This window comes from Nostoc sp. JL31 (genome assembly GCF_017114965.1).
GTDB classification, from domain to species: domain Bacteria; phylum Cyanobacteriota; class Cyanobacteriia; order Cyanobacteriales; family Nostocaceae; genus Nostoc; species Nostoc punctiforme_A.
In genome coordinates this window covers 43592-66913 of record NZ_JABXKO010000036.1, presented here as the reverse complement: position 1 = coordinate 66913, position 23322 = coordinate 43592, and the positions used below count along the sequence as shown (strand labels likewise).

Sequence of the window (23322 nt, the reverse complement as noted above, 5' to 3'; positions counted from 1 at the left end):
TTGCTCTTGAGCATTCCTGTAGTCTATTCCGTATCGGGAAAGACCTGGTAATCGCCCTTGATGTTGCCAGATTTTTTTTGGGAAAATTTGGTCATGGGAAAAACAGATTTTCATCCTGCGTTGTGAACGTAGTTCAGGAGATGAGGAGAGTTAAAACGAGAAAGTCTATAAAATTACTGAGCTTAATTGTAATTAGTGTAACTTCGATTACCTTAAGTAGCTATTGGAGATCGGCAGCAATAGCATTACCGCCGCCAGAGGATACCCCAGAAGAAATATTACGGACAAAGATTATTATAGAAGCGCGATCGCCTATTGATGGAAGATTCCTAACAGCTGCCGAGTATCTCCAATTACAAGCGCAGCTCCAACTTGCCCCGCCCCCAAAACTAGACCCCAAAATTCGGGAACAGATTTTCTTGCTTCGTATACGTAAAACCTTATTGCAGTTTTTCCCATTTTTAAATTTTTGATAAATTCGTCATTTATCATTAGTCATTCATCCTCTGCCCAATGCCCCATGCCTTATGCCCAATGCCTCATGTCCAATACCCCATTCTGATGTAGGATAACGGTGGCGACAAAATTGCAAATAAATGTAAAGAATATATATAGATATTAAAAAAGTAGATTTAGTCAATCACGTTATTTCACTTAGGTAGCTTCATGTCCATGACCACGATCGCCCCTGAACAGGTTAACAGCATCGTTTGGAATCAGCATAACGATCCCTTTGAAATACTAGGCTCTCATCCCATAGAACAAGACGGTAAAACTGTCTGGGCTGTACGGGCCTATTTACCAAATGCAAGTGCAGCATGGGTCGTTCTTCCTGAACAACGCAAGGAATACCCAATGCAAACGGTGCACCATCCTCACTTTTTTGAATGCACCATTGAAACTACCGAACTGGCAAACTACCAGTTACGGATTAAAGAAGGAGAACATGAGCGTGTCATTTATGACCCTTACGCTTTCCGTTCTCCCCGCTTGACAGACTTTGACTTGCATCTGTTTGGTGAAGGCAACCATCACCGGATATATGAAAAACTAGGAGCGCACCCCACGGAAATAGACGGCGTTAAAGGCGTTTATTTTGCCGTTTGGGCACCCAACGCTCGTAATGTTTCATTGTTGGGAGATTTTAATCTCTGGGATGGACGTAAAAACCAGATGCGTAAAGGCCCTACCGGAGTTTGGGAATTGTTTATTCCTGAAATTGGTGTGGGAGAGCATTATAAATATGAAATCAAAAATTTTGAAGGACACATTTACGAAAAATCTGATCCCTACGGTTTCCAGCAGGAACCCCGTCCGAAAACGGCATCCATTGTCACTGATTTAGATGCTTATAGTTGGAGTGATGAAGACTGGATGGAAAGGCGGCGTCGTACTGACCCCCTGAATCAGCCCGTTTCAGTCTATGAAGTGCATTTAGGCTCTTGGTTACACGCTTCGAGTGCAGAACCCGCTAAACTCCCCAATGGTGAAACGGAACCTGTAGTTGTGGTTTCTGAACTGAAACCGGGCGCACGCTTCCTTACCTACCGGGAACTAGCTGACCGACTCATTCCTTATGTCAAAGAATTAGGATACACCCATCTTGAATTGCTACCCATTGCGGAGCATCCCTTTGATGGTTCTTGGGGTTATCAAGTAACTGGGTACTATGCCCCCACCTCCCGTTTTGGCAGCGCCGAAGATTTCATGTATTTTGTTGACAAATGTCACCAAAATGATATGGGAGTAATTGTGGATTGGGTTCCTGGTCACTTCCCCAAAGATGGACATGGTTTAGCTTTCTTTGATGGTAGCCACCTGTACGAACACGCTGACCCCCGCAAAGGCGAACACAAAGAATGGGGTACTTTGGTGTTCAACTACGGTCGCCGTGAAGTTAGTAATTTCCTCGCAGCAAATGCCCTCTTCTGGTTTGATAAGTACCACATTGATGGGATTCGTGTCGATGCTGTTGCCTCAATGCTCTATAACGATTATTGCCGCGAACCAGGAGAATGGTTGCCCAACCAGTACGGTGGCAGAGAAAACCTAGAAGCAGCAGATTTTCTGCGTCAGGTAAATCACATTATCTTTAGCTATTTCCCCGGTATTCTCTCAATTGCGGAAGAATCTACTTCCTGGCCAATGGTATCTTGGCCCACCTACACAGGCGGACTGGGCTTTAACTTGAAGTGGGATATGGGCTGGATGCACGATATGCTGGATTACTTCAGCATGGACCCTTGGTTCCGCCAGTTCCACCAGAACAATATTACCTTTAGTATGTGGTACAACCACAGTGAGAACTTCATGCTGGCTCTGTCTCACGATGAAGTGGTACATGGCAAGAGCAATATCATCGGCAAAATGCCGGGAGACACATGGCAGAAGTTAGCTAATGTGCGTTGTTTATTTAGCTATATGTTTGCTCACCCAGGCAAGAAAACTATGTTTATGAGCATGGAGTTTGGGCAATGGAGTGAGTGGAATGCTTGGGCTGATTTGGAGTGGCATTTATTACAGCATGAAGCCCACCAACAATTAAAAACATTTTTCCGGGAATTGAACCATCTCTATCGTTCTGAACCAGTTTTGTACACCCAGGATTTTGCTGAACCTGGGTTTGAGTGGATTGACTGTAGCGACAATCGCCATAGTGTAGTTTCCTTTATGCGCCGTGACAAGGATTCTGATGATTTTGCGATCATAGTTTGCAATTTTACACCGCAGCCCCATTCCCACTACCGCATTGGTGTACCGCAAAAGGGATTTTATACCGAGTTGTTCAATAGTGATGCGCGTCAGTATGGCGGCAGCAATATGGGCAACTTAGGCGGTAAGTGGGCGGATGATTGGTCTTTGCACAGTCGCCCTTATTCCCTGGATTTATGTTTGCCACCTTTGGGTGTGTTGATTCTCAAGTTGGATAAGAAGAAGACTGCTGAGGTAATTGGATAACAGTATTTTTGGGTGGGTGATGCCCCACCCTACACCTAATTTCGCCTATTCACAGCTACTCAACCCAGTTCTCTTAATAGACTGTGGTGAAATTAAATATGCATTATTACCCTTGTAGAGACGTAGCAGTGCTACGTCTCTACATTCTTTTATCCCACTTTCCGCACTTCAAAACGCAACATAGAATGTGACAAAGAGAAGACTGACGGGAGTAAGTAAAAATACACAGAAAGCTCAGGCAGAAAAAATGAGACAATCAAAAAGTTAAAAAATATATTAAAGGCACAAAAATTGTTTCCAATCTTAGAAATAAAAGTTAAAAATATCGCTCGCTTAGGAATAGTAGCTAGCAATGATAAGAAAAGAAGCTGGAAGATTTATTTTAGCAACTAATTTAGTTGAAGATGAGAAATTAAAACCAGAAGAAATTATTACAAATTATAAAAATCAACAGTCCTGCGTTCGCGAAGCGTGCCGAAGGCAAAGAGAATTTAGATTTCTGAAAGACCATAAAGTATTTGATGATAAAAATATTTTATATTCGATTATTTCTCTTCAAACTTAGATTCGTTGAGTATTATTTTCTTAATTATCCTAATTTTTTGCATTTTGATTAGCTGTAACTTCTTTGTACTTCAACTTGAAGTGCGAAATGTGGGTTAAAGGGTAAGGGAAGATGCCATACCTTTACCCCTTAGCCTTTTGCCCACTTCTACAAGAAGTCTATTACTCAGCACTCTTGAGGGGCATTGGGCATTAGTATTAAAAATTAGGTATTTACTAGATTGAAAACTGTCCTCTAGTCCCAATCCCTACTCCCAATCCCCAATCTCTAGTCAAAATGCCTAATCAAATTTGGTTATCACAGTTGGAAAAACACCGAGCGATCGCAGTCATCCGTGCTCCTCATATCGAAGTGGGACAACAAATGGCAATGGCTGTAGCATCTGGGGGAATGCAGCTAATTGAGATTACCTGGAATAGTGATCGCGCTGGGGAATTAATCAGTCAACTACGTTCGAAATTACCAGCCTGTATCGTTGGCACTGGTACGTTATTTAATGTGCAGCAGTTACAAGATGCGATCGCATCTGGGGCGCAATTCCTCTTCACACCCCACGTTGATTCGGCAATGATTCAAGCAGCACAAGAAAAAAATGTGCCTATTATACCAGGAGCGCTAACTCCTACAGAAATTGTTACCGCTTGGAGTCAAGGCGCTAGCTGTGTAAAAGTGTTTCCCGTGCAAGCAGTGGGAGGGACTAACTATATCAAAAGTTTGCAAGGGCCGCTGGGTGAGATTCCCTTAATTCCTACTGGCGGCGTGACTCTAGAAAATGCCAAAGAATTTTTGCAAGCTGGAGCAATCGCTGTTGGTTTGAGCGGGGAATTATTTCCCCAAAAGCTTGTCATAGAGGGAAATTGGGAAGCGATCGCAACTCAGGCAAAAAACCTAATGCAACAGTTAGGTTAATTTAGAATCAAATCATCAAACATTCACGTCTATTAAAGCAATAGATATGGAAATAAAGGTGAAACCTGATAAGTTTCTCAATACCCCATGATTTGAGTGTGAGTGTATCTAAAATGAAAAGACAAATTTCTCCTGACTGGGTGCGTCGCTTACAAATAATTCTCACTGGTACAGTACTGTCCTTAAGTGTTTTTACTACTACTGGAACTAGTCAAGTTTGGGCGAATTCCAAAAATCAAGTGATTGCACAAAAAATCCAAACATTACAACAATCAAATCAGCGCTGGATTCAAATCGATCTTTCAAAACAACGATTAATAGCTTGGGAAGGTGACAGAGTGGTTTATGGAAGTGCTATTTCCTCTGGCAAAAAAGCTACTCCCACTCTTGTTGGCACTTTTAACGTTCAATCTAAGTTCAAAACTACGCGAATGCAGGGAGAAAACTACAATGTTCCGAACGTTCCTTATGCGATGTTTTATCAAGGTAATTACGCTATTCACGGAGCTTATTGGCATAAGAGATTTGGCACTCCAGTAAGCCACGGCTGTGTGAATATTGCACCTAAACATGCAAAATGGCTATTCGAGTGGGCATCTGTAGGGACACCAATAGTTATTCATAAATAGTAGGTGAAGCAGCCAAAAGGCAATTTAGGTAAAATTATAAATAACAACAAATCAAGACAATTAAGTGATTCCCAGCAATATTTTATGCTGGGAATCTTCGGAGTCGGAATTACTGAATTTGAAATAAAATCTAGAAAAGGGCATTTAACGATTTGCCCAACAAATAAGTGGAAATCCTGACAATTTCTGTATGAAATTAAAAATGCAAATATAAATTTGGGGAAAGTTTGTATTTAAGCATTTAAATGACAGATTTTTGTAAAGATTGTCTTTTGTAATTAGTCATTGGTCATTGTTCAACCAAGAACAAATGACAAATGACAAATACAAGATGAACTGCGTAAATCCTGCACAGAAAGCAAGTAGTCGATCTGGAAATTTGTAGTTTTCCAGAAAATTACTTCACTTCATGATTTTTGCGTAGTTTAGAAGGTGAGGCATAATGCAATCCTGGATTCGCAGTGGTGGAATTCGTTCTTCAGGAACTTTTTGTACAGGCGTGGCGCTGATGGTGGTGACTTTATTCTCTTGGTCATCGCCGTTAACAGGTACACCCAACTCGACTACAGCAACAGCTACGTCAGTCGATGAAAACAGCATCACTGTATCTAATAATATTAGCCAACCTCGCTGGATTGAAATTGATTTGTCAGAGCAACGTTTACGTGCATGGGAAGGTAATAAACTTATTCATTCATATCGCATTTCTGGAGGTAAGCGAGCAACTCCTACACCCATAGGTAGATTTCGGATTAATTCTAAGTATCGTACTCATCGAATGCGAGGCAGAGGCTATAACATTCCTGACGTTCCTTACACAATGTATTTCTACAGAGGGTATGCCATTCACGGCGCTTATTGGCATAACCGTTTTGGGACTCCAGTCAGTCACGGTTGCGTAAATTTACCTGTTAAGCAAGCTCGCAAGCTTTACAACTGGACTTCAACGGGAACATTAGTAGTTGTACGGAAATAATTGCTAATTCGTAATAAATATCTGCAATTTTTCCTTTGATGTATAGACGGGTGCGTTCATGGAGTTAAGCACCTGTCTATCCCTCTTTTGTCACTTTGGTAGAACCCAATCGCTGAAAGCCTTTCAGGGCTTACATCTCCAGGTTTTGGCTACAAATTTGAGTTACTGTTAGAAAATAAAAGCTCAAAGCTGGGCTACATAAAAGTTTCAGAATGTTGCTTCGATTATTATTTTCTGAAAGTGACAAAAGAGGGCTATACATAATTGCTAGACTAAAAACAATCTTCAAGGGATTCAGGAGCTATGAGCGTCATAATTACTCAACCTCTCACATTGGAAGAGTTTCTGAAGCTCCCAGAAACAAAGCCTGCGAGTGAATATATTAACGGAGAGATTATTCAAAAGCCAATGCCAAAAGGGAGACACAGCCGCTTACAAGGCAAGCTTTGTGCTGTTATCAATGAAGTCACGGAGAATCAAAAGATTGCCTATGCGTTTCCCGAATTACGGTGTAGCTTTGGCGGAGGCTCAATTGTACCTGATGTAGCTGTATTTCAGTGGGGACGCATACCGTTCCCTGTTGATAATCAAGTACCTGATAATTTTGAACTTCCACCAGACTGGATAATTGAGATTCTTTCGCCAGAACAAAAACCCAACAAAGTAATTGGTAACATTCTTCACTGTCTGAAGTATGGCAGTCGTCTAGGATGGTTTATTGACCCTGATGACCTCAGTATTTTGGTATTTCTACCGGAGCAACAGCCAGTGATACTCCAGCGAGAAGATTTTTTGCCTGTATTACCAGAAATTGAACTGACACTAAGCGTTAACCAAGTTTTTGGATGGTTAAAAATGGGCAAATAGAAATAAGGCGTAGCCCGTCGTAGACATCGCTTAATTCTGAAACAAACTAGTATCAACGTGAAAAAAGTTCCCTAAGACCTTAGCCATCTCCTGAGTAATTTCTTGTTTTCCACTCATAACTTCAGAAACAACCTCTCTTGAACCAAGAATTGCTACTAACTCAGCTTCCTTAACACTCTGAGCATCGATTAGATGGAGGAACATTGAGTGTGCTGTTGATTCTCCCATTGGATAATGCTCATCCTCATATTTTTCTATCAGAGCAATCAACAGGTCTAATAATGCCGACTCTTCCAAAGTTCGGTTAACTCGATGAGACAGTTCCTCTGCTAGCGTAGTAGCTTGCTCGTTTTCCTCATCTGTTTTAATAACCTTGGGTTGATATTTAGCAAGCAAACTAGCATAAGTTTCACGGTTAAAAGTAAGGGCCATTTTTCCATTTATCCTTATCGTATTCTGCGTGGGTCAAAATGTATTTAAGATAAATTATTTGGTCACTATAAACCAAATCAACTATCAGACGGTATTTGTTGCCTTTGATATTAAAAACAGTAAAATTACCAACAGCTTCTGTTTGAGGATAAACTGCTTGCACCTGGGCAAGATTATTCCATGTAGCTTTATTGGCAGCCTTGTACCAGTTTTTAAGTGCATCACAGGAATCAGCATAATTTTGGCAAAATTCGCGCAGCTTTTTCCGACTAATGATGTGCATTATATCTAACTCAACTGTGCCACAAGTTGATTCTCTAACAGCGTATCATTTGTCAACAAATCTTCAACGGTGATTCGCAAAAAGCGTTGTTCATCAACTTGAAAGAGAATTTTAATGCGATCCCTTCCAGGATATCCGGCTGGTGTCAATTGGGCAATTGTCCTCGCACCTTCTTGATCGTTGAGGGGTTTAACGCTGATTTCACTATTGTCCATACGGCGAGTAATTAAGCGATCGCCATCAAAATAAACTTCGGTACTACCTGTATCTGCTCCCAATTCTCCCATAATTAATTCAATGCTAGGCTGATTTTCCACAGAAGCACCTAAGACTAATTCCACTGGCTGACTCATTGGATATGCCTGTCCAGCTTTAATTAAAGAATGCCATTTGTGACGCTGGTTGCGACGATCCCAGTAGCGGATACCATAACTATGGTAGAGAAAGTCTTTGATTTGTATGCCTTGGGCTAACTGTAATGCACCTTGAGCGATCGCTTCAAAGGGACGTTCGCAACGGATTTTTTCTGGCTCAAAGTACTGTTTGATCCATGTCTGCACTGCCGGCAATTGCACGGTGCCACCAACTAATAAAACTGCATTAATATCTGGAAGTTCTATCCCTTGGCGTCTTGCTTGCTGCAACAGTGTCGTCATCGACTCATCTAGTAACTCAAAAAATGCGTGTTCTTTAAGAATATTTTCAAAAGTATCGCGGTTTAGTTCCAGTTCATAACTTTCAAATGTCTCATCGTCAAAATAAACTTCACTAGCTTGGTTTTGAGTTGATAGCTGAATTTTTACCCGTTCTGCCAATCTTGTTGTCAACGGACTTACTGCTAACTCTTGAGTTTTGGCAAAGTAATCTACCAACCAATTATCAATATCAGTACCGCCCAAATTTTGCCCAGCTTTCGCCAATACACGGGCAGTTTTGACTTTTTGTTTTGAATCTTCAGCCAAGGACTTATTACCCCACTTTAGGATAAATCCGAGTGGTTTGCTGGTTGCTTGTACACCTTGATCCAACCGGACAAGGGACAAATCTAAAGTACCGCCACCAAAGTCAATCACCAAGAGAATTTCTCGATCTGCCAAGCCATAACCCAAGGCGGCGGCTGTGGGTTCATCCAGCATTCGCACTTGTTCGACAGGAAGGGATTGACAAACTTTCCCTAACCAGTGACGATAGGCTTCAAAACTGTCTACAGGTACGGTTAACACGAGAGAATCTAAGCCACCTTCCAGGGGTGCTAGTTGTTCAATTACTTGGGTGAGGAACCATTGCCCTACTTGTTCAAAGGTGACAATTTGCCCATCTAGTTCGGGTAAGAAACCTTGAATATTTGCACCGATACCGCGTTTGAAACTGCGGAAAAATCGCGTTTCGCCTTTGAGGTCAAAACCGCGATCGCGTACTTGTTGCCCGACTAAGACTTTATTTTGGGCTGCGTCTTCAACATAAACCAAGCTGGGAATCAGTGGCGGATTGAGACTTTGTTTAATTGATAAACCTGGTAGAGTCAGGGTTTCTGGCTGCTGGGTTACAGGGTTCCAACGAGCAATGACTGTGTTACTAGTACCAAAATCGATTGCGATCGCCATATTTTATATTTATTCTCTCGCACGAAGACGCCAAAGCTGCTTTCTTTGTGATTATTCTCCATAAGCTACCAAAAATGCAAATGCACCCAGACGTTTGCTTCTTTGCATCCCAACCCAGATATCGATTCAGTCTGTTGCAGCGAAGTGTTAGCTGCAACGGATAGCAAAGTTAGACAATGATCCTGGGTTTTGACCATTTGTAGCCTCCCATCAACGGACTAAGCCACATAACAGTTGAACTGAGCCTACACAAGTAGCAAATTAATATCAAGCAATTACTTCTCACTGTTCGGCTCTGGTGATATGTTAGCTTTTAATGCTTTGCAACAACTTTCTCGATGTTCTTGAGAATGTCAATTACCTCACAAGCAGATTTACTAAAAGCTTCCTTGGCAATATCTGGATTTTCTGTATACCACTCCTTTATATTGTCAAGTAATATTTTTTTTGCATTCCTTTTCTCCTTTTTGTTTGGTATTTTTAGCACTTTATCTACTTCTGCCTGAAACTCTTCAGGATAATACTTCTCAAAATCATGTTGTTTGAACTGGCAAAAACTATCTTTATTCCATGATTTATATTTATTCTTTAAATTGTCGATGATTCTTGTTTCCTCTTCACCTGCATCAACTAAGACCCAAATTTTTTGGTTAAAGGTTTTCTGTAAATGAAAGAAAAGACACAAGCTATGCAAAGCAAAAAACCTGTCTGGCACTTTTTCAACACCATCTGTGGAGCAAGTTTTTAGTCTTTCTTTAAGCCCAGGCACAAAATTAGGAATTATAAATTCTCTAATTATAACTTCGGCAGATGATTCTTCGAGAATCAACCATGTATCCCAAATATCAAAATCGAAAAGCTCATAACCTAAATCTTCGAGAATTTCTCTTCTTGCTTTAGGTGAATTATCAACTTCAGTAATTGAAGAAGTTGGAATCTTATCTACAAATTCCATATCTACCTTAAAAATCTTACTCAGATCCTCAGTTCCAAGATACTTCAAAACAATATTTGAATGAGTAGTTATGACAAACTGGTTTGTTTTTGACTTTTCAATAATAAAACTTAAAAGCTTTTTTAATGCCTTGGGATGAATATCATTTTCTGGCTCTTCTATCAAAAATAAGTTGTCTTTAGCCATGCAAAGATCCAGAACTAATCCTAAAATATTTACTATCCCTTCTCCCATTAGTTCTAATGGAATATGCTGATGGTTATCCACAATATATACAGATTTTTTACCGTTATTGGACGGAAAAGAACTTATTTGAAAGCCGAAAATATCCCTACAAGCTTTTACGTACTCATTTTTCGCTGGCAAACCATCTGTAGTAATCCGATCTACTTTGGCATATAAATTAGAAAAATTTCCTATAACTGAATTTGAATTCTGAAGGTTTATACCTTCGTTAAATTGCGTAACTTTTCTCTTGGAAAGAAATGGATAGATAAAATTTTTAGGCTCAATATTTACAATACAATTTTGATTAAAATCAGTTCCATTAATAATTAGTCCCTGATTACTAATAGTGATTTCAAGATAAGTTTTGTTATCAATTGAATTAGCAAGTACTGGATTAAAATATTTCTTTATATTCCCCTCAAAAGTAAGTATTATACCTCCAATCTCCTCATTTATCCTTATATCTTGTGTCGTAAATGACGATCTGTCTTGCAGGAAAAGTAATGTTCTTAATATTGTTGTTTTCCCACTATTATTCTCTCCTACTATTAAATTTATGCTTGGAGAAAGCTCGATTTCTGCATTTTCATAAGCTCTTACATTACTTAGCTTTACTTTATGTATCTTCATTTTTTACTTATCTATATATTGCATATTGCACTAAAAAAGTTATACGCGATCGCTGGAGGAGTTTTGTCGCTGGGTGTACCGCTTCATGGGCAATGCTCAGTTCATCTCTCCTCAACATCTAGCTGAACAACACCAGAAATTTGCTCGTGCATTAATAGACCGATATTCTTCCAAAGCCATATAAATTAAGATAATTGACCCACATGACTTTAATGCTGGGCGAAAGTCAAAGTGGAGGCATTGGCTAATTAGTACAGAAACCTAATCTAACCCGGAGTTCCGGGTTAGTAGTAGTTCATGCTCAATCTTCATTCCGTAACTGCCAGACTGCACCAAAAGCGGCCCCAGCCCCAGCTAACAATCCAGTACTCATTCCTTGGATAGTTTTTTGGAATGGATCTTGGGTTAGGCACTCACTTGTAACCTTACTGTCTTCCAAGCAAATACTACTTTCTGCCCAACCAGCAGTACCTCCTAAAATTACACCAGTGATACTACAAGAAATAATTAGCAGTAAAAGACGTTGTGTTTTTCTAGCCATAGATGGATGTTTTACTCAATTTTGTATTTTAGACTTTAGATTGGATCAGTATGTGAATAAATTGGTCTGAATAAATAATTTTAGATTTTTCATAGTTAAGCACTAGTTTAATCGGGCTGCTTCAGCAAAATTCCAAATCTAAAATTCTGTCAAAGGTTGGAAATTGTGGTTGACTTTCAACTACTTTACACATCCGGGCAGTAAATGTCAGCTGGTTTATGGCTGATGAGGCGAACTCATGCGCCTCGCCGCGATAAACAAGACGCGATTTATCGCGTCTCTACAATCTGCGTTTTGGGTTTATCTGAACTGTATTGAGTTTTGACCACAGATGCTCAAAAAAGCATCTACTCAATCTTCAAGTTGAAAGGCAAGCGGGCATATACCCCTTGTGGATCGTTCATCTTTTGCAGAATCTCTACTTCCTGTTGTAATTTCTGAAATTCAGCGGTGAGGGGATTGGATTGTTTGAGTTGCGCCCCCTCAATTCCGAAAGCAGTCCGCGCCTCTTCTGTTGCACGCCCAAAAAAGCGTTCTCCGAAACTGCTAGTGCGAGGATATTCTTGTACTTCCCAGTCTTCTCCTAGTTTCGCTTGCTTGGCAGCGTATGTGATCGCAGTATTCAAACCGCCAATTTCATCCACCAAACCAATTTCTTTGGCCGCCTCACCCGACCAAACTCTTCCTTGGGCAATTTCTGCTACTTTTTGTTCTGGGAGTTTCCGACCTTGAGAAACTTTATTCAGAAACATATTATAAATACGGTTAACACTGCGCTGATAAATTTCTAACTCTTGAGGCGATTTCGGACGCGAAACTGTTTGACTATCAGCATAGCGTGCGGTTTTCACCGAATCCCAAGTAATACCATTATCATTAGCCAGCTTTTCCCCATTGAATAAGATCCCAAACACCCCTATCGAACCTGTAATGGTATTTGGTTCTGCAAAAATGCGATTAGAGTCGCTAGCAATCCAATAACCACCAGAGGCGGCGACATCACCCATTGATACTACAACTGGTTTTACCTCACGAGTTAATTTCACTTCTCGCTGCATGACTTCGGCTGCGGTAGCACTACCACCAGGACTATTAATTCGTAATACAACAGCCTTCACATCTTTATCTTGTCGCAGCTTGTTGAAGATTTTCGCAAAGCGATCGCCTCCTACTTGGCCATCTTCTCCTTTGCCATCGACAATTTCGCCCTCAGCATAAACAACGGCAATTTGATTTTTGGAGTTACGTTCTACACCCAAAGATTTACCAGAAACTTGTGCGTAGCTATTCAGGCTAATTTGTCGGAATGTTTTGTCTTCTTTATCGCTATTTGTAAACTTTTTCAAGTCAGCGACAACCTCATCGGGGTATTGTACTAGATCGACTAAACCGCTAGTTTTGGCTTGTGTGGCTTCTAGTAAGGATTGATTATCTGCGATCGCTTGTAACTTATTGGGTTCAATTTTCCGACTTGCGCCGACAGTAGTGCGCCACTCTCCCCAAACATCATCCAACAATTTCTGAGTTTGTTCGCGGTTTTCTGGACTCAACTTGTTGAGAATAAACGGTTCAACGGCTCCCTTAAATTTCCCTACCCGCACAACTTGAACACCAATACCATACTTCTGTAATGCTCCCGCCAAAAACATTGGTTGTGAACTCAAACCGTTGACTTCCATCATTCCCAGAGGATTAAGGACAATGGAATCTGCCACTGAACTAACGTAATATTCCTTTTCACTCCAATCACTGCCGTATGCCACAATCTTTTTCCCCGCAGCGCGAAACTCCTCCAGCGCTTTCCGAATTTCTTTCAGGGAAGCATAGCCGACGTTACCAGCTTGGCTTGTGTTCGTTGCATCCACATAGATCCCGACAATGCGCGGATCGCGCCGCGCCTTTTCCAAAGTTTCCACAACTTTGCGGAGTGCCATTCTATCTTCATCGACACCTGAAATTGTGTTTTGAAACAGTTCCCCTGAACTAGGTTCGCCATCAGTAATTTTCATTGACAAGTCAAAAACCAACACTGACTTATCTTTCACATTTGGCCCAGTATCTTTAGACGAGCTAGCAGCCAATATCAGCAAGAATAGTCCAGTGGTTCCCAGACCACCGAAAATAATTAGTCCTAGTAAAGTGCCAACTAAACTAGCAAAAGTTTGTTTGATAAAATTACGCATTAGTTATTGGGCATTGGGCATGGGGCATGGGGCATTGGGCATTGGTTATAACCAAATGACTAATGACTAATGACCAATGACCTATTTACCTATTCTATGCGCTGTAAACTGCCAGAGTGCTTTAACTGATACAAGGTGGTGTTGCCAGTACAAAATAAGACTGTGGTGATTTCAGCGATTAATACCTCAGTGAGTTCCGCAACTGCTGTCTCCGATGTTGCTGCTGCTTGTAAGAAAGGCATTGCTAAACCAGCTATATCTGCTCCCAAGGCGATCGCGGTTGCAACATCCAATCCATGACGCAAACCTCCCGAAGCAATTAAGGGCACATCTTTGGCAATCGCTCTAATTGTTGTAATGCACTCTGCTGTCGGTAAACCCCAATCGGCAAACGTCCTCCCTAAGCGACGTTGCAAAGGACTTTCTGCCCGTTCGCTTTCTACTTTTGCCCAAGAAGTACCACCCGCACCCGCGACATCAATTGCTGCTACCCCAGCGGCAAGAAGTTTCTGTGCGATCGCTGTTGAAATGCCGTTACCAACTTCCTTCGCAATCACTGGTACTGGTAATTTTGAGCATAATATAGAAATCTTGTCAAGCAAACCCCGAAAATTAGTATCACCTTTGGGTTGAATGCACTCTTGTAAAGGGTTAATGTGTAAAATCAAGGCATCAGCTTCTAAAATATCAACTACCCGCAAACATTCATCTAAGCCGTACTTGTAGTTAAGTTGCACAGCCCCCAAGTTTGCAAATAGCAGAACATCGGGCGCATACTTACGGACAGCAAAAGTATCAGCCACCTGGGGTTTTTCCACCGCTACTCGCTGAGAACCGACACCCATTGCAATTTTGTAGTGTTGCGCGACTTTGGCCAAACGCTGGTTAATGATTGCGGCTTGTTCTGTTCCGCCAGTCATCGAAGAAATTAACAAGGGTGCGTCAAGTTTTTTTCCCAAGAAAGTTGTACTTATATCAATATCGTCGTGGTTGAGTTCAGGTAAGCAAGAATGGGTGAAACGATAACGTTCCAATCCATTGGTGATTTGATCGCACTGAACATCTTCTTCTAAGCAGATGCGAATGTGATCGGCTTTGCGATTCTGAGTTTGTGCAGAGATATTGGTAGGGGCGTTCACTGGTGGGTATGGCTAAAATTATTTGCTTGCGATCGCTATTGTTACATTGTCTGCAACCGTCTTTTTATAACAAAAATATTTATCAAACAGAATTCAGGAGTCAGGAGTCAGAATTCAGTTGGGTATTCTGTATGACTGGCGGATAGCGCCGACGGCAAGCGAGTCTGCGATCGCCTCATCGCCCCTACCACTGTGTAAAAAAAAGACTGGGTGCATCTAGCAGTGCTTATAACTTATCCACTTAGGTAATGTACGTATAATTCTTTCTTTGTATAAAAATATATATAAACTCTTATAATATCAATAACAAAAACTATTTGGCATACGCCTAATGATAGATAGATTTTATTGGATAAATAGTTTAGATTTGTAACAAGTTACACAGAACTAGGTAAATCACATGGCCAACATAATAGACACTGCTACCAACAATGGTTCTTTCAAGACACTAGTTGCAGCGATCGAAGCGGCTGGTCTGGTAGATACACTTAAAGGCGCAGGCCCATTCACCGTCTTCGCACCAACTGACGAAGCATTTAACAAGCTTCCAGCAGGTACTGTAGACGCATTACTGAAAGATCCTGCAAAGCTCAAGAAAATCTTGACCTATCATGTTGTATCAGGCAAAGTACTGGCTGCTGATGTAGTTAAGCTGAAGACAGCTAAAACAGTTGAAGGTTCAGATGTAAAAATTGACGCTTCTAATGGCGTTAAGATCAATGATGCAACAGTTGCAACAGCAGATGTTGCTGCTGATAACGGTGTTATCCACGTCATTGACACAGTTTTGATTCCTGCATAACCAAACGTCAGAATAGCGAATGCTATTTCTGGGGTGGCGGCTAGCTATAGTCGTTTTTTCATTACAGTCTGGTTGAATGTTTTTTAGTAAACATCAACTACCAATAAATCCATCTAGATCGTGTCTAGATGGATTTATTGTTTTATGCGTGTAGAAACGTTGCAATTGCTAGTTTCTCTTAATAATCAAATTTTTAGTTTTGCCAAACCTAAATAACGGATACCTTCGGGGGAAATGTCAAAACGGCAAGGTAAGACTTCTAAACCGAGAGCGATCGCATCCCGTAACAATTTACCATATACAGGATCTGTGCGATCGCCAGGGGAGAACTCGATACAATCACCGCGATTGATAAAGTAAAGCATCACTGCACGAGTCAAAGGTAACAACGCCATCAGTTCTCGCAAGTGCTTTTGCCCTCTTGTAGTCTCCGTGTCAGGAAATAGGGCTAATCTCCCTTCAGATAAAGTTGTATTTTTCACTTCTAAATAAATCGGGCGTTCCTCATTACTCCCCGTCAGAAAAAAATCCACTCGACTTTTTTTATCTAGCCCATAAACCACCTCACCCTTGATTTGGCTATAGTCGCCCAATTCTGGAAAAAGATGTTTCGCCAAAGCTAACTTTACCACCCGATTGGGCAAAAAAGTATTTATGCCTACCCAAGTCGGCTCATTGTCATGTACCTGAATGAGTTCTAAAGTGTAAGCCAATTTGCGGTTAAGATTATCGCTTTTGGAAAGCTGTACTGCACTTAGAGGTGTTGATACTCCAGTCATTGGCCCAGTATTGGGACAGTGCGCTGTCACTATTTCGCCAGAAGTCAGTTGAACGTCAGCAAAAAACCGCTTGTAACGCTTGAGTAAAATACCGGGATACAAAGGTGGGTACTTGAATATTAGCATTCTCAATACTTTCAACCTATAAATTACAATAAATGCTCATTTAATGCTCAGGTATCATATTTCAAGTAATAACTTGGCGGAAATAAGTATAAATAAATACTTATTGTCAATACTCAATATATGCTCACATACTAATCATCTCGTATATACTCTAAGTACGACTCTAAGTCTATCTCACACCTTACCATACAAGCATTACAGCCATTTTATTCACTAGGCCATCTATTCTTAATTCCCTGTACATTCATTCCATCATTCCCTTACCAGTACCCGGTTAGAGGGTCTTTTAGGCATTAATCAAAGTATCGAGAGAGTCATTATCACTTGCTATTGAGAATGAGTAGAAAAGTAGTACAAAAATATTATTTTCCTGTCTATCTATCCTTTATCTTCTGAAAACTCCAAGTACTACTCCAAGTATTTTGAAAATATGCACAAAAAAAGGACTCTATCTAGAGTCCTTGCTATTAACTAAGCTTTTGAGTTATCTATTCCCCCAACAAATACATCACCTCTTCTAGCTTTTGTTTAGCTATGTAGAGATTGAGAAGCTTTTGTTGTTCCCATGACAATGGAGAATGAAAACGTCTACCTTCCATCGTGATTTTGATAAGCGCTGCTTGTTCATCAGTTGGAGAATTCATTTGATCGAGTGCAGCACCGATATTTTGGAAAGCTTCAAAACTTAACCGTCTTAATCCCCTACCTTCTTGCATCTGGTTCAGTGCGATCGCTGGGAATGCCAGCAAGCTTACAATGTATGAATTTTTGTATCCAGCGTTCCCGGTTGGTTTAATACCGTATCTACGACACAAGTCCCGAAGGTCTTGAATAGTTTTGATTTCGAGTTCCGTTCGTGTAAACATAGAATAGCCATTCCTTAAAAGTGGTATCGATGGGTAACAAGTTTCTCAGGCTTCTGTACCCATCGAATAAACACTCTAATGTTTCGCTTCCAAAAGATTCAAGCTATATTTACATCTCTCAATAATGCCTAATCCTAAAGGAACTCCTGAAAATTTAAAGCCAATTAAGTCAGAACGAGAGGAGCCGCTTACCGAGAAGATGAACTTACGCATGACAAAATCCATGAAAGAGGAAGTACAGCAACAAGACAATCCTCCTGAATTTTGTAGAGAAGCTATTCAAAAAGCACTGGATGAAAAGAAAGGAAGGCAACAGTAATTAGAGCTTTATTTCTAACGTTCTGTCTAAACTACAGATAGTTGAAAAGCAATATATATAAATAATAAATTTAAGGCTAGGGTTAGGAAATTGACTCTAGCCTTAAATCTATAGCTGTATCTCTGACTGGGTGAGAACCTTAGCGCGTCCGTGCCGATCGATTTTCATTGCCAGACTGTAAACCCTGTGATCGACAGCCTACAAGGAATTGACCTCCAATTAGTCAGAATTGCTTGATCGATATTAGTAATCGCCTGTTCTTTAACAAGTTTTTACAGATGTTCTAGTAGTTATACTGTTGCAATATTTTTCACTTAGTAGGTAAAACCGAAGTATAGTTTCAGCACTTTAAATGCAGAAAATATATAATTCATCATTTTCTATAAACAGAATTACAAGGAAAAAATAATGAGTGGTTTTTCTCAAAATCAAGAAAACTGGATAAGCTATGAAAAAGGTTATGAACCATATATAGGAATAATGACAGCAGATAAACTGGAAAAAGCTTTTGAAAGAACTGAAAAAACTTTTAATCAAGCTCTTATTGAAGAAGATTCTAAAAGATTACTAGATATTATGAACAGTTTGAAAAAATATAATAAATTTTTCAGATTACCTAGTATTGCATACGTAGAAATTGAAAGAGAGGAAGATAATGATGATGATAATCCTATACGAAACAATTACATAATAGGAGGCAGACATAGAGTAACTGCATTACTGAACTTACTGGAAAAATGGAATAAAGATAAATATCATTTTGAAGTTCAGGTAGAAATGAGAAGAGTCAATGATTTTTTCGATATTATTGAACTAATTATTGCAGATAATGAAGGAAGAAGTATGTCAAAAAGTGAAGAAATTTACTTACGGCAGCTTCAAGACATTTTACCTTTAATTCAAGATCCTAATATAACTTTTTCTCAATTTATAAATCAAATTTTAAATAATAACGCAGTCAGCAAAAAAGGTAAAGAAAACATAATATCTGCTTATGCAGATTACCAAAAAAATAATCTAGGCTTTAATACAATTATCAAATTACACGGTACTAAAACATATACACAGTTAATAATTAAATCTCTATTAAGTAATCTTTTAAATAAAAAACCTCAATTAGGAAAATGGGATGGGATAAAGCTAGAACGTTCAATAAAATGGTGTTGGGGAGGTTATAAAGAAAGCCCAATTACAAATATAATTAACAAATCAAATATTCCTTGGCGTAGTAAAAATAAGCCATTTATAGCAACATTACGGGAAAGTCAAAAATTAAGTAATGGTGACATTTATATAGGTAGATGCTACAAGGAGCTAGCAGATTACGCCGTAGAAGAATGGGAGTTTGCTAATAAACCTTGAGGCAAATAGCTGAGTGTCCATCTCTGGGAAGTAGTGAAGAAGATAAACAACTATCGGAAGCAGGTTTCAAGTGGAAGACTTGGGATGATGGTTAATGATTGTGACGGTGTAAATTTTTTTGAGGTAGGGAAAGAATACTATTTAGATTTTACTGAAGCTACGTATCCTACTTTTCCTACTTTTTTAGGAATACAATTTTCTACTGCGATCGCACCCAATCAAAAAACAAACCCCGTGCTACGGAGTTGAATTGGAGATAACTGCCCTTTCTTTGCCTTGCCAGACGGTGTTTTGCTGCTATTTACCATGATGCTCATTCCATGCTCAAAGTTTGTCAGTCAGTCATTAAATAACTGAATGACAAGCATTATAGATTATTACAGTTACCTAAAGGTGGGTAACGGTAAAGCCAATCTATCATTATGGAACCTTGTTGCTGTTTGTAAATATACGTTGATTCTTTGCCCACCGAACCCATATCTGCAAATCTTTTCAGTAGCTACTCTGCCCTCTGACAGAATTTGGGTAACTTCGTATATCATGGATTGTCAATTTTTGTAGTTAAATTAACAACATAGTAATAAAAAGTAGCATATACTAAGTATTACAAGCCTCCCATAAAAATCTGGGAGAATCTCAACGTGCAAGGAGGTAAATCCTATGCAAAAAGTGTGGACAGCAACGGAATTAGAATATGCTTTTCTATTTACTCTTAGAAAGGTAAATTCCATCAGTCTAGAAGGTTTTAAGGCATTTTTTAATAATATGCCTCTTGACCCTTATATCAAAAACAATTATCGTTCTAGAAGATTATCTCGGTTCACAGTCTCTGGAAATCAGTTAATCAAATTACCTCATGGCGTCTTCTTTCAAAGTAAAGAGTATAATCAATTAGTGGGTGACATCAAAAGAGAGTTTGCAGAATTAGATGATGCACTCATAGAACTTGATATTTTCAAAAATCTTGTTTTGGCATTTAGTGATTCTTGTAAACTTCATCCTGAAGCTGAAATTGGAGTTCATCAAATTAGAATTAGTTGTTCTCCAGAAAATTTTGGTAATCCAGCACCTGAAGGTATCCATCAAGATGGCACTGATTTTATTGGCATATTCTCAGTAGATAGAGATAATATTCAAGGTGGAGAAACACATCTGTATACTGCCAAAAAACAAAAGCCTGTATTTAGCAAAATTTTAAATCCGGGAGAACTCCTATTGGTTAATGACCATGAGTTTTTTCACTACGCCAATCCTATAAAACCACAAACTGAGGCTCCAGGAAATTGGGATGTTTTTGTTCTGACTTCTCCCAGCTTGCTTTCAGAATAATTTTAGTGAAAAAAATCAGCACCCAGAAAGAAGAAGAAATTCAGTATTATTAGTATATTGATTCCACAAATTTTCTGCTGATTCTTAACCTATTCTGACTCCTAACTTCTGGATTTTAGTCAACTGTAAATATTTTACAATCTACAATATATGGGGAATTGATCTAGTCATTTCCCCAATTTTTTATTGGAAAGTAGTATGTTAGTTTTATTTCACATAAAGGATGAAATATACTTAAAATATGAAGATGAGTGCATAGGTTAGGCTACGAAAGAAGTCTGCTGGAATTCAATTAACTGAATCAACCAAACAAATGCCATGAATGACGAATTCTACAATAGAGGATTGGAAAAGGCTAGGCAAAAAGACTACGCGGGAGCAATTGAGGAATTTAACCATACTTTACAACTGACACCTTACTTTAGCGAAGCTTATTTGCAACGGGGTTTAGCACATTATGACTCAGGCGCAATTCTAAAAGCTGTTTCAGATTATACCGAAGCCCTGAAGCTGAATCCTGACAGTGTAGAGGCCTATTATTGTCGCGGATTAGCTAGGGTAGCGCTGAAAAATTTATCGGGGGCGCTAGACGATGTTGAACGCGCGATTCGTCTCAATCTCAATTATGCTGCTGCTTATAATCTGCGGGGAATGGTGCGGCGCAAACAGGGTTTTATTCAAGATGCGATCGCTAACTTTAAAAAAGCTGCTGGGTTATATCTAGAGCAACAGGATAAAGAGAATTGTCGTTTGTCTTTGGAACGAATTAAACAGCTACAACCTAAAGAATTACCTACCCTTCAGGAATCGCGTTCCAGCAATGCGCCAATTTTATCCACCAATGATTATTTTACGCAATTATTAGAAAAGGCTGAAAAGGGAGATACTCAAGAAGCACTTGCCGATTTAAACTGGGTATTAAAAGCCGATCCGCAAGATGCTCAAGCTTACTGCTGTCGTGGCGTTGTGCGTTGTAAAATGGGGAATTATCGAGAAGCGATCGCAGATTTTAATCAAGCATTACGACTAAATTTTCAAGATGCCATTGTCTATCGCAACCGAGGTAAAGCACGTTCTGTCTTGGGAGATCATCAAGGTGCGATCGCTGATCTTAACCAAGCACTCCAGATGCAACCCGAAGATGTCTTAGTTTATATTGCCAGAGGTAATGTCTATCGGGCAACGGGCAATTATCTCGGTGCAATTCAAGATTACACCCAAGCGCTGCAAATCAATTCTGATGATGCTCAAGCTTATTACAATCGCGGTATTGCCTATACTTTCTTAGAAGAAATACAAAACGCCGTTGAAGATTATCAACGGGCGGCGAGTATCTTTTGTCAACAAGAAGACTGGGAAAATTATCAACAAGTCTTAAATAGCCTAGAAAAAATCCAGAAATTTAGTCCAGAGTCAAAAAAGCAAAAATATCACCTGCTACGTCAGCGACTTTCACGAATGGTTGGAGGATATTGGGAAATTGCCGAACGATTGATTCAGCAAAACAAAGATTATCATCCTGGGATGTCAGACGAGTGGTATTTGCAAAAAGTCATTGATGATTTAGAACGCGATCGCAATAGATAAAATATAAATGCCACTACAAACGTAAAATCACCCGTACATTATTTATACGGGTGAAAATGCGATCGATCACTTGTTATTTTCCAATAGAACTAAATGCACTTTATATTAAGCACCGTCTCAAAGTTTAGTTAGAAGTGCGACTTTGACGGCGGCGGCGCAATCCAAACATACCAACTGCTCCCACCGCAAACATTGATAGAGTAACAGATGGTTCAGGAACAGTAGCACCAATTAACGCTTTAACGTTTGCCTCGCCGATATCAAGAACGACGACAACATCATTAAAGTCGCGATCGGAACCTTCATTCCACTTACCAGTTGCAGAATCTACCCCTGAAGCATGTAAACCTCCGTATAAATCCTCGAATGCCAAGAGGATGTAGTTGTTGTAAGCGTAAGCAACTGCGTGCTGTAGTCCGTCAGCATTAGAGGCAGTGTCAGTACCAAAGATATTGGCAGAGTTGCCACGGATCAAACCATCAGCTCTCAACCAGAAGTCGAGTTGAGTACCTGCGGTAACATTACCAACTTTGACGCCATCACCCAGTTTTAGGGCATTACCACCCCAGTCACCACTAACACATCCATTTCCTTGACAGGAAATATCATTAAAAAGCAGCCCAGACTTATTAGTAGTTCCTGTAGATTCAAAGGCTAACTGGTTTCTATAACCTGCGCCCTCATTGATAAAGTAAACAGAAACATCGTGGTCGTATTTTAGGTTTAATTTATTGGGGTCTAATTTAAATTGTCCGCTGTTTGGAAGTGCAACACTTTCTGCTTGGACAAATTGTTGGAAAGGAGTGTCGTTAAAACCAGTTTGAGACTTATTATATATAGTTGGTTGAGTCCAAGAGCTATTCCAATTAAAATCAGCAGCAGATGCAGTTTCTACTTTAGAAATTAATCCGGTTAAGGTAGCTGTAGCAGCAATCAAGGCTGTGAATAAGTTAGGTTTCATATTATGAGCCATTAAGTAGGAAAAACAATTTAGATAATGCTTTTTGAGCAGTTATCTGTCTTCAGTTGTCTCTTACTTCTAACAGCTATACTTCTGCAACGTCAATCTGTTTATTTACTTTTGCTAGTATATTTAAATAGCTCTTTATCTAAAGTATTTCTACTGAAAAAATACACTTATGATTTGGTATTACACTGCTATTAACACTTAGCAATTAAACTTATACATGATTGAAACTTAATTAAAAATTTATACTTTTTATGAAAATAAGATATGCAATTTATATAGTGAA

Annotated in this window: 24 protein-coding genes; 14 read left to right on the top strand and 10 right to left on the bottom strand. The window is 39.6% G+C overall.

Annotated features, from left to right (window positions below):
• The first annotated feature begins 140 nt into the window (after positions 1-140).
• The 7 genes from HWQ43_RS08040 to HWQ43_RS08010 all read left to right on the top strand — a co-directional run bounded on the left by HWQ43_RS08040 (position 141) and on the right by HWQ43_RS08010 (position 6904).
• On the top strand, positions 141-473 hold the full coding sequence (locus HWQ43_RS08040; protein WP_292732044.1) for a hypothetical protein: 333 nt from the start codon (positions 141-143) through the stop codon (positions 471-473).
• A gap of 193 nt (positions 474-666) precedes the next feature.
• A complete protein-coding gene (glgB, locus tag HWQ43_RS08035) occupies positions 667-2958 on the top strand; it encodes a 1,4-alpha-glucan branching enzyme (protein ID WP_292731991.1) in 2292 nt (763 codons plus the stop codon).
• A gap of 352 nt (positions 2959-3310) precedes the next feature.
• Positions 3311-3523 (top strand): hypothetical protein, encoded by a 213-nt coding sequence (locus HWQ43_RS08030; protein WP_292731989.1) that lies wholly within the window; start codon positions 3311-3313, stop codon positions 3521-3523.
• A 276-nt stretch (positions 3524-3799) separates the two neighbouring features.
• A complete protein-coding gene (locus HWQ43_RS08025) occupies positions 3800-4432 on the top strand; it encodes a bifunctional 4-hydroxy-2-oxoglutarate aldolase/2-dehydro-3-deoxy-phosphogluconate aldolase (RefSeq protein ID WP_292731987.1) in 633 nt (210 codons plus the stop codon).
• A gap of 113 nt (positions 4433-4545) precedes the next feature.
• Entirely contained in the window at positions 4546-5061 is a 516-nt protein-coding gene (locus tag HWQ43_RS08020) for a L,D-transpeptidase (protein ID WP_292731985.1), read from the top strand.
• 442 nt (positions 5062-5503) lie between these two features.
• The gene (locus tag HWQ43_RS08015) at positions 5504-6037 is read left to right on the top strand and encodes a L,D-transpeptidase (RefSeq protein ID WP_292731983.1); all 534 of its coding nucleotides are present in this window, start codon (positions 5504-5506) and stop codon (positions 6035-6037) included.
• Positions 6038-6340: 303 nt separating this feature from the next.
• Positions 6341-6904, top strand: a complete 564-nt coding sequence (locus HWQ43_RS08010) for a Uma2 family endonuclease (protein ID WP_292731981.1) — start codon at positions 6341-6343, stop codon at positions 6902-6904.
• A 30-nt stretch (positions 6905-6934) separates the two neighbouring features.
• On the opposite strand, the gene HWQ43_RS08005 is transcribed toward HWQ43_RS08010, so the two are convergent.
• The 7 genes from HWQ43_RS08005 to fni all read right to left on the bottom strand — a co-directional run bounded on the left by HWQ43_RS08005 (position 6935) and on the right by fni (position 14899).
• Positions 6935-7336, bottom strand: coding sequence for a transcriptional regulator (locus tag HWQ43_RS08005; protein ID WP_292731979.1), 402 nt, complete (start codon positions 7334-7336; stop codon positions 6935-6937).
• Positions 7320-7619, bottom strand: a complete 300-nt coding sequence (locus HWQ43_RS08000; protein WP_292731977.1) for a type II toxin-antitoxin system HigB family toxin — start codon at positions 7617-7619, stop codon at positions 7320-7322. Before HWQ43_RS08000 ends, HWQ43_RS08005 begins: the two co-directional genes overlap by 17 nt.
• 5 nt (positions 7620-7624) lie before the next feature.
• Positions 7625-9223, bottom strand: coding sequence for an Hsp70 family protein (locus tag HWQ43_RS07995; RefSeq protein WP_292731975.1), 1599 nt, complete (start codon positions 9221-9223; stop codon positions 7625-7627).
• A 313-nt stretch (positions 9224-9536) separates the two neighbouring features.
• Positions 9537-11036: an AAA family ATPase gene (locus HWQ43_RS07990; RefSeq protein ID WP_292731973.1), complete on the bottom strand. Its 1500-nt coding sequence runs from the start codon at positions 11034-11036 to the stop codon at positions 9537-9539.
• Between the two features lie 301 nt (positions 11037-11337).
• Positions 11338-11577, bottom strand: coding sequence for a hypothetical protein (locus HWQ43_RS07985; RefSeq protein WP_292731972.1), 240 nt, complete (start codon positions 11575-11577; stop codon positions 11338-11340).
• Positions 11578-11924: 347 nt separating this feature from the next.
• Positions 11925-13760: a signal peptide peptidase SppA gene (sppA, locus tag HWQ43_RS07980; RefSeq protein WP_292731971.1), complete on the bottom strand. Its 1836-nt coding sequence runs from the start codon at positions 13758-13760 to the stop codon at positions 11925-11927.
• 89 nt (positions 13761-13849) lie between these two features.
• Positions 13850-14899, bottom strand: a complete 1050-nt coding sequence (gene fni, locus HWQ43_RS07975; protein ID WP_292731970.1) for a type 2 isopentenyl-diphosphate Delta-isomerase — start codon at positions 14897-14899, stop codon at positions 13850-13852.
• 8 nt (positions 14900-14907) lie between these two features.
• Between fni and HWQ43_RS07970 the strand changes: the two genes are divergently transcribed.
• Positions 14908-15045, top strand: a complete 138-nt coding sequence (locus HWQ43_RS07970; RefSeq protein ID WP_292731968.1) for a hypothetical protein — start codon at positions 14908-14910, stop codon at positions 15043-15045.
• 254 nt (positions 15046-15299) lie between these two features.
• Positions 15300-15701, top strand: a complete 402-nt coding sequence (locus HWQ43_RS07965) for a fasciclin domain-containing protein (protein ID WP_094347688.1) — start codon at positions 15300-15302, stop codon at positions 15699-15701.
• A gap of 185 nt (positions 15702-15886) precedes the next feature.
• Here the strand turns inward: HWQ43_RS07965 and sfsA are convergent, their stop codons facing one another.
• Entirely contained in the window at positions 15887-16606 is a 720-nt protein-coding gene (gene sfsA / locus HWQ43_RS07960) for a DNA/RNA nuclease SfsA (protein ID WP_292731965.1), read from the bottom strand.
• A 488-nt stretch (positions 16607-17094) separates the two neighbouring features.
• Complete coding sequence (locus HWQ43_RS07955; protein ID WP_099098921.1) at positions 17095-17472, bottom strand: hypothetical protein; 378 nt, start codon at positions 17470-17472, stop codon at positions 17095-17097.
• Positions 17473-17596: 124 nt separating this feature from the next.
• Here HWQ43_RS07955 and HWQ43_RS07950 point away from each other — a divergent pair, with 124 nt between their 5' ends.
• The 5 genes from HWQ43_RS07950 to HWQ43_RS07930 all read left to right on the top strand — a co-directional run bounded on the left by HWQ43_RS07950 (position 17597) and on the right by HWQ43_RS07930 (position 22069).
• The gene (locus HWQ43_RS07950) at positions 17597-17791 is read left to right on the top strand and encodes a hypothetical protein (RefSeq protein ID WP_099098922.1); all 195 of its coding nucleotides are present in this window, start codon (positions 17597-17599) and stop codon (positions 17789-17791) included.
• Between the two features lie 408 nt (positions 17792-18199).
• Entirely contained in the window at positions 18200-19153 is a 954-nt protein-coding gene (locus HWQ43_RS07945; RefSeq protein ID WP_292731960.1) for a hypothetical protein, read from the top strand.
• A gap of 84 nt (positions 19154-19237) precedes the next feature.
• A complete protein-coding gene (locus tag HWQ43_RS07940) occupies positions 19238-19402 on the top strand; it encodes a hypothetical protein (RefSeq protein ID WP_292731958.1) in 165 nt (54 codons plus the stop codon).
• A gap of 411 nt (positions 19403-19813) precedes the next feature.
• Complete coding sequence (locus HWQ43_RS07935; RefSeq protein WP_292731956.1) at positions 19814-20482, top strand: 2OG-Fe dioxygenase family protein; 669 nt, start codon at positions 19814-19816, stop codon at positions 20480-20482.
• A 318-nt stretch (positions 20483-20800) separates the two neighbouring features.
• A complete protein-coding gene (locus HWQ43_RS07930) occupies positions 20801-22069 on the top strand; it encodes a tetratricopeptide repeat protein (protein ID WP_292731954.1) in 1269 nt (422 codons plus the stop codon).
• Positions 22070-22193: 124 nt separating this feature from the next.
• Here the strand turns inward: HWQ43_RS07930 and HWQ43_RS07925 are convergent, their stop codons facing one another.
• Positions 22194-23030: a DUF4114 domain-containing protein gene (locus tag HWQ43_RS07925; RefSeq protein ID WP_292731952.1), complete on the bottom strand. Its 837-nt coding sequence runs from the start codon at positions 23028-23030 to the stop codon at positions 22194-22196.
• Between the last annotated feature and the right edge of the window lie 292 nt (positions 23031-23322).

Coding starts and splice junctions, on each gene's coding strand:
- HWQ43_RS08040 (WP_292732044.1), top strand. CDS start 141: ATGAGGAGAGTTAAAACGAGAAAGTCTATAAAATTACTGAGCTTAATT.
- glgB (WP_292731991.1), top strand. CDS start 667: ATGTCCATGACCACGATCGCCCCTGAACAGGTTAACAGCATCGTTTGG.
- HWQ43_RS08030 (WP_292731989.1), top strand. CDS start 3,311: ATGATAAGAAAAGAAGCTGGAAGATTTATTTTAGCAACTAATTTAGTT.
- HWQ43_RS08025 (WP_292731987.1), top strand. CDS start 3,800: ATGCCTAATCAAATTTGGTTATCACAGTTGGAAAAACACCGAGCGATC.
- HWQ43_RS08020 (WP_292731985.1), top strand. CDS start 4,546: ATGAAAAGACAAATTTCTCCTGACTGGGTGCGTCGCTTACAAATAATT.
- HWQ43_RS08015 (WP_292731983.1), top strand. CDS start 5,504: ATGCAATCCTGGATTCGCAGTGGTGGAATTCGTTCTTCAGGAACTTTT.
- HWQ43_RS08010 (WP_292731981.1), top strand. CDS start 6,341: ATGAGCGTCATAATTACTCAACCTCTCACATTGGAAGAGTTTCTGAAG.
- HWQ43_RS08005 (WP_292731979.1), bottom strand. CDS start 7,336: ATGGCCCTTACTTTTAACCGTGAAACTTATGCTAGTTTGCTTGCTAAA.
- HWQ43_RS08000 (WP_292731977.1), bottom strand. CDS start 7,619: ATGCACATCATTAGTCGGAAAAAGCTGCGCGAATTTTGCCAAAATTAT.
- HWQ43_RS07995 (WP_292731975.1), bottom strand. CDS start 9,223: ATGGCGATCGCAATCGATTTTGGTACTAGTAACACAGTCATTGCTCGT.
- HWQ43_RS07990 (WP_292731973.1), bottom strand. CDS start 11,036: ATGAAGATACATAAAGTAAAGCTAAGTAATGTAAGAGCTTATGAAAAT.
- HWQ43_RS07985 (WP_292731972.1), bottom strand. CDS start 11,577: ATGGCTAGAAAAACACAACGTCTTTTACTGCTAATTATTTCTTGTAGT.
- sppA (WP_292731971.1), bottom strand. CDS start 13,760: ATGCGTAATTTTATCAAACAAACTTTTGCTAGTTTAGTTGGCACTTTA.
- HWQ43_RS07970 (WP_292731968.1), top strand. CDS start 14,908: ATGGCTAAAATTATTTGCTTGCGATCGCTATTGTTACATTGTCTGCAA.
- HWQ43_RS07965 (WP_094347688.1), top strand. CDS start 15,300: ATGGCCAACATAATAGACACTGCTACCAACAATGGTTCTTTCAAGACA.
- sfsA (WP_292731965.1), bottom strand. CDS start 16,606: ATGCTAATATTCAAGTACCCACCTTTGTATCCCGGTATTTTACTCAAG.
- HWQ43_RS07955 (WP_099098921.1), bottom strand. CDS start 17,472: ATGTTTACACGAACGGAACTCGAAATCAAAACTATTCAAGACCTTCGG.
- HWQ43_RS07950 (WP_099098922.1), top strand. CDS start 17,597: ATGCCTAATCCTAAAGGAACTCCTGAAAATTTAAAGCCAATTAAGTCA.
- HWQ43_RS07945 (WP_292731960.1), top strand. CDS start 18,200: ATGAGTGGTTTTTCTCAAAATCAAGAAAACTGGATAAGCTATGAAAAA.
- HWQ43_RS07940 (WP_292731958.1), top strand. CDS start 19,238: ATGATGGTTAATGATTGTGACGGTGTAAATTTTTTTGAGGTAGGGAAA.
- HWQ43_RS07935 (WP_292731956.1), top strand. CDS start 19,814: ATGCAAAAAGTGTGGACAGCAACGGAATTAGAATATGCTTTTCTATTT.
- HWQ43_RS07930 (WP_292731954.1), top strand. CDS start 20,801: ATGAATGACGAATTCTACAATAGAGGATTGGAAAAGGCTAGGCAAAAA.
- HWQ43_RS07925 (WP_292731952.1), bottom strand. CDS start 23,030: ATGAAACCTAACTTATTCACAGCCTTGATTGCTGCTACAGCTACCTTA.